Source organism: Flavobacterium sp. 38 (assembly GCF_057799715.1).
The window spans coordinates 23,247-37,690 of sequence record NZ_JBYNWZ010000002.1 but is presented as its reverse complement, the minus strand read 5'-3'; the positions used below and the strand labels follow the sequence as shown (position 1 = coordinate 37,690).

Sequence of the window (14,444 nt, the reverse complement as noted above, 5' to 3'; positions counted from 1 at the left end):
TTAATTTAAAATAAAGCGCTGCACAACCTCAGCCACTCCATCATTATTATTTGAAGATACGATTAAATCTGCTTTATCTCGCAATTCGGGTGTCACATTGTCTACCCAAACGCCAAGTCCTGCATATTCGATCATTGTCAGATCATTTCCTGCATTTCCAACAGCTATAATTTCACTTTGATGAATTCCCAGCTTTTCTTCGGCTAAACGTTTCAAACTTGCCGCTTTATCAATGCCTAATTGTGCTACCTCAAGAAAAAAAGGTTTTGATGTCGAAACACTTAAATGCGGCATAAAATCGATTAAATCTTTTTCAACCGTTTTTAAATACTCTGGATCTTGCAATAAAATACATTTAACCGCTGGCCTGTCAACATAATCTTTAAAGCTAGAAACTTTGCGATGCGCCATTCCTGTAATTTCCTTTTCGATTTCTATGTATTCAGAATCTGTTTCGCTAATAATTTCATCATCTAAATACGTGATGATATGTGTATTCATTTTAACGCTATAATCGTATAAAGCATGAATTTGTTCGACAGTTAATTTCTGTTCGAATAAAATCAGATTGTCTTTTACACGACTTATTATCGCTCCATTAAACGAAAGCATATACGAATCGTTAAGATCTAGTTCCAATTCTTTAGCGTAAGCGATCATTGCAATTGTAGGCCTTCCAGAAGCCAAAACTACATAAACCCCTTTCGCCTGCGCTTCTAAAAGTACTTTTTTATTTAAATCTGAAATTCTGTGGTCGTCTGTCAACAAGGTATCATCCATGTCGAGCACTAACATTTTGTATTGCATTTTTAGTCCTTTTTTTAGTCCTTTTTTTAGTCCTTAGTACTTAGCTGAGTCCCTAGCTTGGTCCTTATTTCTTATTCTCTAAGGACTAGGGACTAAATAGCTTATCTTAAATACTCATTCTAAACTGTTCAACAACTGGATTTGCTTTTGCGAAATCTGTTTCTTGAATAAACAATTCGACTGCCAAATCTGTTTGTCCAAATCCGCCCAAGCGAGCCGATTGGATATTATCTTTTTTTACTGTTTCTACTCCAGCTTCTTCTAATCTTTCCTGCAAAGCAAGTGCTAATACTTCGCTTCCCGAAAACACTTTCATTAGTCCCATGATCTATTCTTTTACTTAAATTATAATTTTATTTAAATCAAAAATCTCGGTTTTAGTTTATGCAAACTGAAAACCGAGACTGATTATTTATTCTTCCTCTTCAATATCATCCTCTTCTTCGTCGAGTTCTTCTTCCCCTTCTTCATCCATATCAAACAAATACGGTTCAATCAGCATTCTGTCGGCTAGAATCTCAACACGTTCTGACAAAGTTTCAGCAAAAATGATTCGCTGTGTTTTAGCAATACTGTTTGAAATACGCATAATTTTAGGTTCGTGACGTAATTTCAAAATTGGATCTGCATCATCTAAAATCAGCATTTTGAGACGATTTACGTTGTAACCCGCCGTACTAAACATATCATTTAATTTTGTTGGCGTTCCAATCAAAACGTCAATTCCTGTTGAAACATAATTTTTGTCATAATCCATGTCGCCTTTATCATGCACGCCGTAGACTTCAAGATTGGTGTATTTACCGTATTTTTCGAAAAGCTCTTCCATAGCCAAAACCTTTTCTTTGTCTTCTACAATAATCAAGGCACGAGGCGACTCTTCATTTTTTCCTACCAATTGCTGAATTACATTTAAAACAATCGTAGTTGTTTTTCCGCTTCCGTTTGGCGAAATAATTACACAGTCGGCACCACTTTTTATCGTCGAAAAAGTTTCCATTTGCAAAGCATTGGCTTCCGTCAGACCATTTTCAATTAGACCGTCTTGTAATTTCTCGTTTATTTTTTTTAGTTTCATTTCTAAATTTTAGAGTTTTGATTTTAGATTTTAGATTGAAAAATCTTATCTCAAATCTTATTTGCTTGCGAACATTTTTACGTCGGTTTCAGAGATTTCGTTACCTCCCAAAATAATCAGCCTTTCCACCACATTTCGAAGTTCACGAATATTTCCTGTCCAATCGTATTCTTGCAATAATTTAATGGCTTGCGCCGAAAACGACTTAACCGCATTTCCTTGCTCAGACGCTATTTTTTCTGTAAAATGCGAAATCAAAGCAGGAATATCGTCACGTCTTTCATTCAATGGTGGAACTTTGATTAAAATTACTGCTAAACGATGGTATAAATCTTCACGGAAACGGCCTTCGGCAATTTCTGTTTTTAAATCTTTATTGGTTGCCGCAACCACACGAACGTCGACTTTAATATCTTTGTCTGCACCTACACGTGTAATCATACTTTCCTGTAATGCACGCAATACTTTGGCTTGCGCCGAAAGACTCATGTCACCAATCTCATCTAAGAAAATAGTTCCTTTGTCTGCAGCTTCAAACTTACCGGCACGATCTTTCACTGCCGATGTAAAAGCACCTTTTACATGTCCGAACAATTCACTTTCGATCAACTCGCTCGGAATTGCCGCACAGTTCACTTCGATTAAAGGAAAAGCAGAACGTTCGCTTTTTTCGTGCAGCTGATGCGCTACTAATTCTTTTCCCGTTCCGTTTGGTCCCGTAATTAAAACCCTGGCTTCTGTTGGTGCCACTTTATCAATCATCACTTTAATATGATTAATCGATTCGCTGTCCCCAATCATTTCGTAGTTTTTGCTGACTTTTTTCTTCAGGATTTTATTTTCAACTACTAATTGTTTTTTGTCCAAAGCATTACGAACCGTATTCAACAAACGATTCAAATCTGGCGGTTTCGAAATATAATCAAAAGCTCCCAAACGCATGGTTTGAATCGCCGTTTCCATATCGCCATGACCAGAAATCATAACCATCGGAATTTCGGGTTTTATCTTTTTTACTTCTTCTAAAACCTCAACACCGTCCATTTTTGGCATTTTGATATCGCACAAAACCAAATCGTAATCGTTATTTTTTATTTTTTCAAGTCCCACAGCCCCATCTTCAGCCTCATCAACCTGATACAAATCATTTTCTTCTGATAAAATTTTCACCAAAACTCTTCTGATCGCTGCTTCGTCTTCTATAATTAGGATTTTACTCATTTTCTTTTAAGATTCAAAGTAACAGAGGTTCAAAGTGACAGAGAGAAAAACTTTGTGTCTTTCTGACTTTGAAACTTTGCAACTATAAAGTTAATATTTAAGCCATTTATACAATTCTTTCCATGTTGGCTTTTTGCCGTACATTAAAATACCTACACGGTAAATTTTTGCAGCGAACCAAACCACAAGGAAAAATGTAGCAAACAATAATGATACCGAAATTGCGATTTGCCACCACGGCACGCCAAACGGAATTCGCATTAGCATTACAATTGGCGAGGTTAACGGAATCATCGAAAAGATAACGGCAACACTTCCATGAGGGTCATTTACTACAGTAAAAAATCCGATATAAACACTCAAAATCAGAGGCATTAAGATTGGAAGCAGAAATTGCTGAGAATCGGTCTGATTGTCGACTGCGGCTCCAATTGCAGCGTAAAATGAGCTGTAAAGAAAATAACCTCCAATAAAATAAATCACAAATCCGATTATGATACTTGCAATTGGCAGGTTCCATAATTCGGCGATATACATTTGTGCAGACCCTGATAATTGATGCTGTGCTGATTGCATCATTTCTGGTGAAATTCTCGCTGTTGGCCCCACATTTACTCCAAAAAATGCCGAAGCTGCAAACATTAATCCCAGACCAATTATTGCCCAGATTATAAATTGCAGAATTCCTGCTAGCGAAGTTCCAACAATTTTACCAATCATTAGCTGAAACGGTTTAACAGATGAAATAATGATTTCGATAATTCGGTTTGTTTTTTCTTCGATGACGCTTCGCATTACCATATTTCCGTAAATAATAATAAACATCATAATCAAGTAACCAAATGCACCTCCAATTCCGATTTTAATTTCGTTTAATCCTTTCAAACTTTCTTCTCCAGAAGCTTTAACCAAATGAATATTCACATCAGATTGCGCTTTCTGAATAGCCAAAGTATCCAGTTTTGCTTCTTCGAGATTTAGTTTTGTAATTTTATTTCCTATAATATCCTGTGTACTTTCGATAAAAGAAATGCTCGGGCTATTATTAGAAATAAACTCAATCTTACTTTCTAAATCTTTTATATTTTTTGTTTTCGGAATAACAATCAGTCCGTTGAAATTTTCTTTTGTGATGCTGTCTTTTAAAGCTTTTACATCAACTTCAGATAAATTAAGATATTTAAACTCGGCACCTTTTTTATTTTCTTTTAAAAAATCTGAAGCAAAAAGTCCAGTTTCATCATGAATTGCAATGCGTTTGGTTTCTGCTTTCATTGAGCTTAAATAACCTATAAAAAGGGCAATAGCGACAAATAAAAGCGGACTTAAAAAAGTCATGACAACAAAAGATTTATTGCGGACTTTGGCAATAAATTCTCTTTTTATAATCAACGAAATTATACTCATTCTTCGTAATTTTCAATTTAAAAATTCCAAAACCTAACAATTAGAATTTGGAATTTATTTTTTGGAATTTTATTTTGTGTTTTCAGTAACCGTTTGAATAAAAATATCGTGAACGCTTGGAATTTTTTCGACGAAATGTGTCACTTGTCCGCGCTGTGTTAGAACATTTAATAATTCATTTGGCGCCGCGTTTCCAATCTGGATATTTAATTTCAAATCATCATTTAGCGATTTGAAACTAGCTGGAGAAACGGTAAATTTTTGTGTAATATCATACATCAAACCTTCAACATTACTCGTCAAGATTCCAACTTCAAAACTATTGGTTCTAAACTGTCGTTTTACATCGCCAATTTTACCTTCTATTAGTTTATTTGATTTATGAATTAAAGCTATATTTTCGCAAAGTTCCTCTACACTTTCCATTCTGTGAGTCGAAAAAATAATCGTTGAGCCTTGTTCTTTCAATGCCAAAATTTCATCTTTAATCACATTCGCATTTACAGGATCAAATCCAGAAAAAGGTTCGTCTAAAATGAGCAATTTTGGTTTATGCAAAACACAAACCACAAACTGGATTTTCTGTGCCATTCCTTTAGAAAGTTCTTGTATTTTCTTGTTCCACCAGCCTTGAATTCCTAATCGGTCAAACCAATAATCCAATTGCTTTTTAGCTTCAGCTTTAGAAAGCCCTTTCATTTGCGCCAAATACAAACATTGTTCTCCCACTTTCATCGAACTGTACAAACCTCTTTCTTCTGGAAGATATCCAATTGTTTGGACATGTTTAGGCTGTAATCTTTCTCCATCCAAAATCACTTCACCGCTGTCTGGCAGGGTAATTTGGTTTATGATTCTGATAAGGGAAGTTTTTCCGGCTCCATTCGGACCTAAAAGTCCATATATACTGCCTTTTGGCACATTTAATGAAACTTCGTTAAGTGCTACATAGTCGCCGTATTTTTTTACGACTTTATGTACTTCTAGTAAGTTACTCATGCTATTTTTAAGGATTTACTGCGTCACTTTGCCTGTTACGGTTCAGCGACTGTAAAAGTAAATAATTCGAAGCGAAATTGTGTCATATTACGCAAAAAACCCATTCTAATTTATGCTAGAATGGGTTTTTAATTTATTTATAATTTTAAAAAGTTCCGATTATGAGAACATATCTTTTACTTTTTCAAAAAATGATTTCTCTGATTTCTCTGGACTTGGAGCAAAATGGTCGTCTGTCAAAGCATTTTCAAAGAATTGTTTTTGTTCTTTATTTAATGTTTTTGGTGTCCAAACATTTACGTGAACCAGTAAATCTCCGCTTCCATAACCGTTTAAACTCGGAATTCCTTTTCCTTTTAATCTTAATATTTTTCCAGATTGAATTCCTTCTTCCAGTTTAATACGAACTTTTCCGTTAATTGCTTCAATATCCTTAGAAGCTCCTAAAACTGCTTCAGGGAAACTGATGTATAAATCGAAATGAACATTTTCACCTTCACGCTTCAAGAATTCGTGCTCCACTTCTTCAATCGCTACAATTAAATCTCCTGGAATACTGTTTCCTGGCGCATCGTTACCTTTGTTTGCAACTTTTAACTGCATTCCATCAACAACTCCCGCAGGAATTTTGATTGATACTGTTTCATCTTCTTGAACCATTCCTTGAGCATCTGCTTCAGAAGGTTTTTTATCTAAGATTTGTCCAGAACCACCACAAGTATGACAAGTAGATGCAGATTGCATTCTTCCTAAAATGGTATTGGTTACACGCATTACTTGACCTTGACCGTTACAAGTCGTACAAGTTTTATACGTTACGCCCTTAGCCTGAACTTTACGTTTTACTTTTACTTTTTTCTCAACTCCATTTGCAATTTCCTCTAAAGTAAGTTTCACTTTGATTCGAAGATTGCTTCCTTTCGCACGGCGAGGGCCACCGCCTCCACCTCCGAAACCGCCAAATCCGCCTCCAAAAATATCACCAAACTGGCTGAAAATGTCATCCATATTCATACCGCCATGACCACCGCCAAATCCCCCAGAACCATCAAATGCTTGATGACCGTATTGATCGTATTTTGCTTTTTTCTGCGGATCACTTAAAACTTCGTAAGCTTCTGCCGCCAATTTGAAGTTTTCTTCTGCCTCTTTGTCGCCTGGATTTTTATCAGGATGGTATTTTAAAGCGCTTTTTCTATATGCTTTTTTAATTTCGGCAGCATCAGCATTTTTTGAAATGCCTAGTATTTCGTAAAAATCTTTTTTCATAATAAGGTTAAATTCCAAATTTTAAAATTCCAAATTCCAAAAATGCATTTGAAATTTTTATCTGCATTTTAGTTTCCAGTTACAACTTTAGGGTAACGAATAATTTTGTCTCCTAATTTGTACCCTTTTTCAATAACGTCAACAATTTTACCTTTTAATTTATCAGAAGGTGCGGGAATTTGAGTAATTGCTTCAGCAAAATCCGCATTAAAATCATCGCCTGCTTTTACATCAACCTGTTCTAAACCTTTAGAAACTAAAGTACTTTTTAGTTTTTCGTGAATTAGCTCCACTCCTTTTTTAAGATTTTCGTCATCAGATTTATTAATTTCTACAGCAGCTCTGTCAAAATCATCTAAAACTGGAAGCATAGCCAATAAAACTTCTTGGTTTGCTGTTTTAAATAATTCAAGACGCTCTTTTGAAGTTCTTTTTTTGTAATTTTCAAATTCGGCGAATAATCTCAAAAACTTATCTTTTTCTTTAGCTAAGTCTTGAGCTAACTGCTCCTCAACACTTAATTCTTCAACAATTAATTGCTCTCCATTAGCGTTAGTCTCTATCGTTGCATCATCTAATTCCTGATCGAATTCTGTATTTTCCGTAGTCATATTACTTTTATTTTTAAAAATATTTTTAAACTTCATTTTTTATTTCTTTCTGTTAGATTGCAAAAGTACTGCCAAATCTTATAAAATGTCAAATTGTCACTTTATTAATTATGAGACATTTAAAAAACATAATTGAGCAGAAAAAATTTATTATAATTTTAAGACTATTACGTTTTAGTTTATCTTATCTTTGAGACCAATAAACATTAATTATTATCACCAAAAATTGAATTTAAGGGTTGGCTTCGGCCTCTAAATAATTATTAATTCAAATTTACCTTATATTAAAAAAAGCTTCGCCTATAGAGACGAAGCTTTTTTTTATGCTTGAGCTTTTTTATCTGACAGAGTTGTCATCTACTATGTTTTGCACGGGCGGAGGGATTCGAACCCCCATCAACGGTTTTGGAGACCGCTATTCTACCCTTGAACTACGCCCGTAACTTGAGGTGGCAAATTAAATGCTTTTTTTCTTCTCTACCAAGTTATTTTTCCCCGATTTAAACCGATTTAAGCCAAGTCTCTCTGAATCTTTAGATTATAAATTCAAATTAATTTTTCTAAATCTGTAAAATCTACTTGAAACAAGAAAAACATTGCGTTCCCACGATTGAAACCGTGGGCTATGTTTAAAAAAATTCGCGAAAATTTGTGCAATTTGTGGCTAAAAAAATCTTTTTAATCTTTTTAATCTGTGTCAAAAAAAATCTTTGCGCTCCCACGATTGAAACCGTGGGCTATATTTAAAAAAATTCGTAAAAATTCGTGCAATTTGTGGCAAAAAATCGTTGCGCCTTTTGCGTAAACCCTTGCGCTCTTTGCGGTTAAACTTAAGCTAGCAAAGCATTTTTCAATCCTTCAAAATCAACAGTTACTTGCTCTCCTGAAACTAAATTTTTTAACGCATACGAATTTGAAGCAATTTCCTGATCTCCAACCAATACGGCAAACGGAATCAAACGTTTGTCTGCGTATTGAAATTGTTTTCCAACTTTTACACTATCAGGATACAATTCTACTTTTATATTTTCTTGTCTCAATTTCTGAATCGCCTGTGAAGCATATAAAGCTTCTTTATCTCCAAAATTCAAAAATATCGCTTTTGAGGTAGCTGCAACAGTTTCTGGGAACAACTGTAATTCTTCAAGAACTAAATAAATTCGGTCTAATCCAAAAGAAATTCCGACACCACTCATATTCTTTAAACCAAAAATACCAGTCAAATCGTCATATCTTCCGCCGCCGCCAATAGAACCCATCGCTACTGTTTTTGGAGCCGCAACTTCAAAAATAGCTCCGGTGTAATAATTTAATCCACGAGCAAGCGTCACATCCAAATCTAAAGTAGCTGTCGAAAGTCCTAAAACAGCAACGTTGTCACAAATAAATTTCAATTCTTCAACACCTTTCATTCCCTCTTCAGAAGATGACAATAATTCCGAAAGCTGTGCTATTTTGTCTGTAAAAGTTCCTGAGAAACTAAAAAGTGGCTGTACTTTTACTAAAGCCTCTTCAGAAATTCCTTTTTCGATCATTTCTTTTTTAACACCGTCTTCTCCAATTTTATCCAGTTTATCCAATGCAACTGTAAAATCAATTAATTTGTCTGATGCACCAATTACCTCAGCAATTCCAGATAAAATTTTACGGTTATTGATTTTGATTGTAACGCCTTCTAAACCTAAAGCCGTAAAAACAGTATCATATAATTGAACCAATTCCACTTCCTGCCAAAGCGATTTTGAACCTACAACATCGGCATCGCATTGAAAAAATTCTCTAAAACGCCCTTTTTGCGGATTATCTGCTCTCCAAACTGGCTGAATCTGGTATCTTTTGAAGGGAAATTCAATTTCACTTTGGTGTTGCACGACATATCTAGCAAACGGAACTGTCAAATCGTAACGCAACGCTTTTTCAGAAATTTTTCCTGTGAATTTATTTAATTCAATTCTCTGTTCTAAAGATATTTTTTCTGCAGAATTTAACTGTAATTCTTCAATTGATTCTGGCAGTTCAATTTTACTTTTATTGTAGAAAAAATTTCCTGAATTCAAGATTTTAAAAATCAGACGATCTCCTTCTTCTCCATATTTCCCCATTAAGGTATCTGAATTTTCAAACGAAGGCGTTTCGATTGGCTGGAAACCAAATTTTTCGAAATTCGCTTTTATAGTTTGAATAATATATTGACGTTTTGACACCTCTGCTGGTGAAAAATCTCTTGTTCCTTTTGGTATACTTGGTTTTGAAGCCATCTTATTTATTTTAGATTGTTGATTTTAGATTTTAGATTTTTTTCTGAATCTTAAATTCTAAAACACTTTGACATTTATTTATTTGATTTTTTGATTTTCTGCAAATGCTAAATCGCCTGCAAATATCTTACTTTTTAAAATAAATATTAACTGTTAGAAAACAAACTTGTAACAAAAAACGTATTTTCGTGACAAATTGGTCATGATGCTAAAATTATTTAAAGAAAATATTCGAATTGCGTTTGGTTCTATAAAAACCCAATTGCTGCGTACTATTCTTACCGTTTTAATTATTGCTATCGGGATTACGGCTTTGGTCGGAATCTTAACCGTTGTTTCGGCCTTGGACAATACTATTTCGAACGATTTTGCTTCAATGGGCGCCAATACTTTCAATATTAACCAATACGAAAATAAAGTTCGAAACCGCGGCGGGAATGAACGCGAAGTAATCAACCCGATTATTTCTTATCCAGAAGCTGTTGCTTTCAAAACAAAATACAAATACCCTTTTACAGAAACTTCTCTTTCTTTTACTGCAACCACAACTGCGGAAGTAAAATATTTAGGTGAAAAAACAGACCCAGAAATTACTGTAGTTGGAGTTGACGAACATTTTATTACCAATTCTGGACTTGAAACTAGTTTAGGAAGAAGTTTTAATCAGTTTGATATTGAAAATAATACTTATTCTTGTGTTGTGGGTTCTGATTTTGAAAAAGGACTTTTAAAAGACATAAATCCGATCGATAAAATCATTTCTATTCGAGGTGCACGCTTTAAAGTTATCGGAGTATTAAAAGAAAAAGGTTCGACGTTTGGAAATAGTCAGGATTTGCGTGTTTTAATTCCGATTCAGGTAGCGAGATCTTTGTTTACTGCGCCAAACATAAATTATACCGTAAGCGTTATGGTTTCTAAAAAAGAAGTTTTAGACGAAGCCATTGACAATGCCACAAGCACTATGCGAAGAGTTCGCAAGCTAAGCCCAGTGCGCGATAATAATTTTGGAGTAGTGAGAAGCGACGATTTAATTAACCGTATTCTCAGTATAACGCAATATTTAAGTATAGCCGCTTGGACTATTTCTGTAATTACGATTTTAGGATCCTCTATTGCTTTAATGAATATTATGGTCGTTTCGGTTACAGAACGCACTCGCGAAATTGGTGTTCGTAAAGCTTTAGGAGCAAAAAGATCTACCGTTGCTTTTCAGTTTTTTATCGAAACTTTATTGATTGGTCAAATTGGAGGTCTAGTCGGAATCATTTTAGGAATTTTGCTCGGTTTTGCTATAGCAACAGCTATGAGTTTTGCATTTGTAATTCCGTGGATGGCAATTTTTGCTGCTTTTGCGACGAGTTTTTGCGTGGCATTGGTTTCGGGATTATATCCAGCTATTAAAGCATCAAAATTAGACCCTATTGAAGCGTTGCGTTATGAATAGTTTAGTGTTCAGTGTTCAGTTTTTTAGTGATCAGTTTAATTAAAAACTATAAAGCAAAACTGAATACTAAAAAACTGAACACTGAACACTCTAAATATCCCCTTTTATCATTCGGTCATTATCATAAATATCTTTTCGAAGTTCGATATCTTTAAATTTCATATTTTCTAAAAGCTCAACCATTTCTTTTCCAAGATATTGATTGATCTCGAAATATAATTTTCCATTTTCACGAAGACTTTTATGCGCCAGAGAAACAATTTTTCGATAAAAAACAAGCGGATCATTATCTTCTACGAAAAGCGCTAAATGTGGTTCATAATCCAACACATTTTTTTTAATCTCTTCTTTTTCTAAATTTCGAACATACGGCGGATTCGAAACAATTATATCAAACTGACAAGTAAACTCTTCTGTCTCTAAAATATTTAGAAGCATAAAAGTAACATCGACATTATTGGTGATAGCGTTTCTTTTTGCCGTTTCAATAGCTTTTTTAGAGACATCAATTCCAAAAACTTCTGCGTTTGGAAGATTTTTTGCCAGCGAAATAGCAATACAGCCACTTCCTGTTCCAATATCAAGAATTTTTATTTTTTTAGATTTTTCTGAACCAGCATTCTCATTAATAATCCATTCGACCAATTCTTCTGTCTCAGGTCTCGGAATCAGCACATTTTCATTTACTTCAAAATCCAAACCGTAAAAATTTGTTTTCCCAAGCAAATATTGAATTGGAACTTCTTTTTTAAGCTGTTTCAGCAGTTCGTCCCATATTACAAAATCATTCTCCTCAAATGTTAATTCGTGATTTAAAGCCAAATCAATCTGACGAAGCTGGTGTTTATCTTCCAAAATCAGATAAAAAAAGCTCTCCGCTTCGTACGCATCGTAAAAAGGAGCTAATTCTTTAATAAACTGAGTACGATATTGTTTAATCTTCATTTTTAGTTTTTGAGCATTTTATATCAGCAGAAAACTGACATTTTTATCTTCAATAAGTCTTGTTAGCTTAAAATTGTTACATTTTAATTACAAAACTTTCAGCATCCATACAGGGCAAGAACAATGTCCCGTCGAACCTAACGGAGCATCTAAATATTCAAAACCAGATTTTACATATAGCTTTTGTGCAGCATGCATAAATGGCATGGTTTCGATATAACATTTTTTGAAACCATAAGCTCTGGCTTGATCTAAACATTTTTCCATCATTTGCGTTCCAATTCCCAAACCTCTTGTTTTTGGAAGGAAATACATTTTCTGCAATTCACAAATTTCAGGATCTCCATTTTCCAAAGGCGCAATTCCCGCACAGCCAACAATTTCTCCTTCATTTTCGACAACAAAATAAACCGATTTGGGCTTGCTGTATTCTTCAAACATCAAATCCAGATATGGATCTTCATATGCCGTTCCCACTTTTGGAATTTCCATTTCATCAAAAACAGATCGTATCAAACTTGCAACTGCTTGATTGTCTTCTTTTTTAATTGCCCTTATTAGCCAATTTACCATTTTTTTATTCTAATTCATTATAAATACAAAAATAAAGATAGTTTTTTGATACCGTTACAACTTTTGAGATTGTTTCATAACTAGATTTTTTTACGCTAGCGATCAACTCAAAATTAACTACTTTTGCACTGTGAATATACATGAAAAATACATAAAACGCTGTATAGAGCTTGCTCAAAATGGTTTTGGAACAACTTACCCGAACCCAATGGTTGGCAGTGTAATTGTCTATGAAAATCAGATTATTGGCGAAGGCTGGCATAAAAAAGCGGGCGAACCGCATGCTGAAGTAAATGCAGTTAATTCTGTCAAAGATAAATCTTTGCTAAAAAAAGCAACTATTTATGTGAGTTTAGAACCTTGCAGCCATTTTGGCAAAACGCCTCCTTGCTGCGATCTGATTATTGCCAATAAAATTACAAATGTTGTTGTGGGAACGGTTGACCCTAACGAAAAAGTTGCTGGAAGAGGAATAAAAAAACTGATTGAAGCCGGTGCTAATGTTACGGTTGGGATTTTAGAAGACGAATGCAACGAATTGAATAAACGTTTTTTTACTTTTCACCAAAAAAAGCGACCTTATATTATTTTAAAATGGGCAGAAAGTCTAGATGGCTTTTTGGCTCCAGAAAAAACCATCGGTCAAGATCGTAAACCGATTTGGATTACAAATGAGTATTCGAGACAATTGGTTCACAAATGGCGAACTGAAGAACAGGCTATTTTAGTTGGAACACAAACTGTTGTTGACGATAATCCTAAGCTGAATGCCCGAGATTGGTTTGGAAATAATCCGACAAGAATCGTTGTCGATCAAAACAATCGAATTGGAGAAAACAGTTTTATTTTTGATGAAACGGTAAAAACAATTGTTTTTTCTAAAGCATTAAAAACTTCAAAAGGAAATACGCAGTTTGAAGCAATTGATTTTGACAAAAATATAATTCCGCAGATTTTGGATGTCTTATATCAGAATCAGATTCAATCTGTAATTATTGAAGGTGGAAGACAAACACTTCAATCTTTTATAGATGAGAATCTTTGGGATGAAGCCCGAATTTTTATCGGAAAAGCAAATTTTTCAACAGGAACAAAAGCGCCTGTTATTTCGAGGAAAAATAGTTCAAAAACCAATATTTTAAGTGACGAATTAATACTGATTAGAAATTATGATTAATGCTATAATTTTTGACTTTGGAGATATTTTTATCAACTTGGATAAACCTGCCACAATTTCTGGTTTGCAAAAACTAGGAATGACGGAATGGAATTCTGATTTTGACCAATTGAATCTTTCGTTTGAAGTTGGAGCAATTTCGCCAGAAGATTTTGTTGGCGGTTTTCAAAAACAATTGCCAAATGCTTCTAAAGAAGATATTTTAAAAGCTTGGAATGCTGTTTTGGCAGATTTCCCTTTTTATAGATTGGAGTTTCTTCAAGAATTATCAAAAAAATATCGTTTATTTCTGCTCAGCAATACCGATTCTATTCATATCAATACATTTGAAGAAAAAAGTGGCGTTTCTTTCTACAAAGATTTTTATGCCTGTTTTGAAAAAGTATATTTTTCGTTTGATATCGGAATGAGAAAACCAGATCCAAAAATCTACCAATTTGTATTAGACGAAAATAATTTGACTGCCGAAAACACCTTGTTTGTTGATGATAAAACCGAAAACACAGACAGCGCAGCAGCTTTAGGAATTAAAGTCTGGAATCTTCAAGTCGGAAAAGAAGATGTGGTTGATCTTTATAAAAAAAATATACTTTAAGATAAAATAAGCCACAGATTAAAAGATTTGCACAGATTTAAAAAAAAGGAATCCTTT

Annotated in this window: 14 protein-coding genes and 1 tRNA gene; 3 read left to right on the top strand and 12 right to left on the bottom strand. The window is 34.2% G+C overall.

The window, feature by feature from the left end; all coding sequences use genetic code 11:
• From AC3E9W_RS05345 to hisS, 10 genes are all read right to left on the bottom strand, one after another.
• The gene (locus tag AC3E9W_RS05345) at positions 1 to 807 is read right to left on the bottom strand and encodes a Cof-type HAD-IIB family hydrolase (RefSeq protein ID WP_488767341.1); all 807 of its coding nucleotides are present in this window, start codon (positions 805 to 807) and stop codon (positions 1 to 3) included.
• A gap of 106 nt (positions 808 to 913) precedes the next feature.
• Positions 914 to 1,132 (bottom strand): putative signal transducing protein, encoded by a 219-nt coding sequence (locus tag AC3E9W_RS05340; protein ID WP_488767339.1) that lies wholly within the window; start codon positions 1,130 to 1,132, stop codon positions 914 to 916.
• An 87-nt stretch (positions 1,133 to 1,219) separates the two neighbouring features.
• On the bottom strand, positions 1,220 to 1,885 hold the full coding sequence (locus AC3E9W_RS05335; protein WP_488767338.1) for a DEAD/DEAH box helicase: 666 nt from the start codon (positions 1,883 to 1,885) through the stop codon (positions 1,220 to 1,222).
• Between the two features lie 57 nt (positions 1,886 to 1,942).
• Positions 1,943 to 3,106 carry a sigma-54-dependent transcriptional regulator gene (locus AC3E9W_RS05330; RefSeq protein ID WP_306156216.1) on the bottom strand — a complete coding sequence of 388 codons (1,164 nt, stop codon included), beginning with the start codon at positions 3,104 to 3,106 and terminating at the stop codon, positions 1,943 to 1,945.
• Positions 3,107 to 3,196: 90 nt separating this feature from the next.
• Positions 3,197 to 4,513 (bottom strand): ABC transporter permease, encoded by a 1,317-nt coding sequence (locus AC3E9W_RS05325; RefSeq protein WP_488767336.1) that lies wholly within the window; start codon positions 4,511 to 4,513, stop codon positions 3,197 to 3,199.
• A gap of 69 nt (positions 4,514 to 4,582) precedes the next feature.
• The gene (locus AC3E9W_RS05320) at positions 4,583 to 5,512 is read right to left on the bottom strand and encodes an ABC transporter ATP-binding protein (protein ID WP_488767334.1); all 930 of its coding nucleotides are present in this window, start codon (positions 5,510 to 5,512) and stop codon (positions 4,583 to 4,585) included.
• Between the two features lie 159 nt (positions 5,513 to 5,671).
• Positions 5,672 to 6,781, bottom strand: coding sequence for a molecular chaperone DnaJ (gene dnaJ / locus AC3E9W_RS05315; protein ID WP_125723360.1), 1,110 nt, complete (start codon positions 6,779 to 6,781; stop codon positions 5,672 to 5,674).
• A 68-nt stretch (positions 6,782 to 6,849) separates the two neighbouring features.
• Positions 6,850 to 7,428 carry a nucleotide exchange factor GrpE gene (locus tag AC3E9W_RS05310; RefSeq protein ID WP_306156220.1) on the bottom strand — a complete coding sequence of 193 codons (579 nt, stop codon included), beginning with the start codon at positions 7,426 to 7,428 and terminating at the stop codon, positions 6,850 to 6,852.
• Between the two features lie 334 nt (positions 7,429 to 7,762).
• A tRNA-Trp gene (locus tag AC3E9W_RS05305) sits at positions 7,763 to 7,833 on the bottom strand.
• Between the two features lie 389 nt (positions 7,834 to 8,222).
• Positions 8,223 to 9,650, bottom strand: a complete 1,428-nt coding sequence (hisS, locus tag AC3E9W_RS05300) for a histidine--tRNA ligase (protein ID WP_488767332.1) — start codon at positions 9,648 to 9,650, stop codon at positions 8,223 to 8,225.
• A gap of 202 nt (positions 9,651 to 9,852) precedes the next feature.
• Here hisS and AC3E9W_RS05295 point away from each other — a divergent pair, with 202 nt between their 5' ends.
• Positions 9,853 to 11,097 (top strand): ABC transporter permease, encoded by a 1,245-nt coding sequence (locus AC3E9W_RS05295; RefSeq protein WP_306156222.1) that lies wholly within the window; start codon positions 9,853 to 9,855, stop codon positions 11,095 to 11,097.
• Positions 11,098 to 11,187: 90 nt separating this feature from the next.
• Here the strand turns inward: AC3E9W_RS05295 and prmC are convergent, their stop codons facing one another.
• Positions 11,188 to 12,042: a peptide chain release factor N(5)-glutamine methyltransferase gene (gene prmC / locus AC3E9W_RS05290; protein WP_488767330.1), complete on the bottom strand. Its 855-nt coding sequence runs from the start codon at positions 12,040 to 12,042 to the stop codon at positions 11,188 to 11,190.
• A gap of 87 nt (positions 12,043 to 12,129) precedes the next feature.
• On the bottom strand, positions 12,130 to 12,615 hold the full coding sequence (locus AC3E9W_RS05285) for a GNAT family N-acetyltransferase (protein WP_488767328.1): 486 nt from the start codon (positions 12,613 to 12,615) through the stop codon (positions 12,130 to 12,132).
• 130 nt (positions 12,616 to 12,745) lie between these two features.
• Between AC3E9W_RS05285 and ribD the strand changes: the two genes are divergently transcribed.
• Positions 12,746 to 13,792, top strand: coding sequence for a bifunctional diaminohydroxyphosphoribosylaminopyrimidine deaminase/5-amino-6-(5-phosphoribosylamino)uracil reductase RibD (gene ribD, locus AC3E9W_RS05280; protein ID WP_488767326.1), 1,047 nt, complete (start codon positions 12,746 to 12,748; stop codon positions 13,790 to 13,792).
• Positions 13,785 to 14,387 carry an HAD family hydrolase gene (locus tag AC3E9W_RS05275; RefSeq protein ID WP_488767325.1) on the top strand — a complete coding sequence of 201 codons (603 nt, stop codon included), beginning with the start codon at positions 13,785 to 13,787 and terminating at the stop codon, positions 14,385 to 14,387. The genes ribD and AC3E9W_RS05275 overlap by 8 nt, the downstream gene beginning before the upstream one ends.
• Positions 14,388 to 14,444 lie beyond the last annotated feature (57 nt).

Bases quoted from the DNA above. Each gene is read 5' to 3' on its own strand.
- AC3E9W_RS05345 (WP_488767341.1), bottom strand. From the start codon at position 807: ATGCAATACAAAATGTTAGTGCTCGACATGGATGATACCTTGTTGACA.
- AC3E9W_RS05340 (WP_488767339.1), bottom strand. From the start codon at position 1,132: ATGGGACTAATGAAAGTGTTTTCGGGAAGCGAAGTATTAGCACTTGCT.
- AC3E9W_RS05335 (WP_488767338.1), bottom strand. From the start codon at position 1,885: ATGAAACTAAAAAAAATAAACGAGAAATTACAAGACGGTCTAATTGAA.
- AC3E9W_RS05330 (WP_306156216.1), bottom strand. From the start codon at position 3,106: ATGAGTAAAATCCTAATTATAGAAGACGAAGCAGCGATCAGAAGAGTT.
- AC3E9W_RS05325 (WP_488767336.1), bottom strand. From the start codon at position 4,513: ATGAGTATAATTTCGTTGATTATAAAAAGAGAATTTATTGCCAAAGTC.
- AC3E9W_RS05320 (WP_488767334.1), bottom strand. From the start codon at position 5,512: ATGAGTAACTTACTAGAAGTACATAAAGTCGTAAAAAAATACGGCGAC.
- dnaJ (WP_125723360.1), bottom strand. From the start codon at position 6,781: ATGAAAAAAGATTTTTACGAAATACTAGGCATTTCAAAAAATGCTGAT.
- AC3E9W_RS05310 (WP_306156220.1), bottom strand. From the start codon at position 7,428: ATGAAGTTTAAAAATATTTTTAAAAATAAAAGTAATATGACTACGGAA.
- hisS (WP_488767332.1), bottom strand. From the start codon at position 9,650: ATGGCTTCAAAACCAAGTATACCAAAAGGAACAAGAGATTTTTCACCA.
- AC3E9W_RS05295 (WP_306156222.1), top strand. From the start codon at position 9,853: ATGATGCTAAAATTATTTAAAGAAAATATTCGAATTGCGTTTGGTTCT.
- prmC (WP_488767330.1), bottom strand. From the start codon at position 12,042: ATGAAGATTAAACAATATCGTACTCAGTTTATTAAAGAATTAGCTCCT.
- AC3E9W_RS05285 (WP_488767328.1), bottom strand. From the start codon at position 12,615: ATGGTAAATTGGCTAATAAGGGCAATTAAAAAAGAAGACAATCAAGCA.
- AC3E9W_RS05275 (WP_488767325.1), top strand. From the start codon at position 13,785: ATGATTAATGCTATAATTTTTGACTTTGGAGATATTTTTATCAACTTG.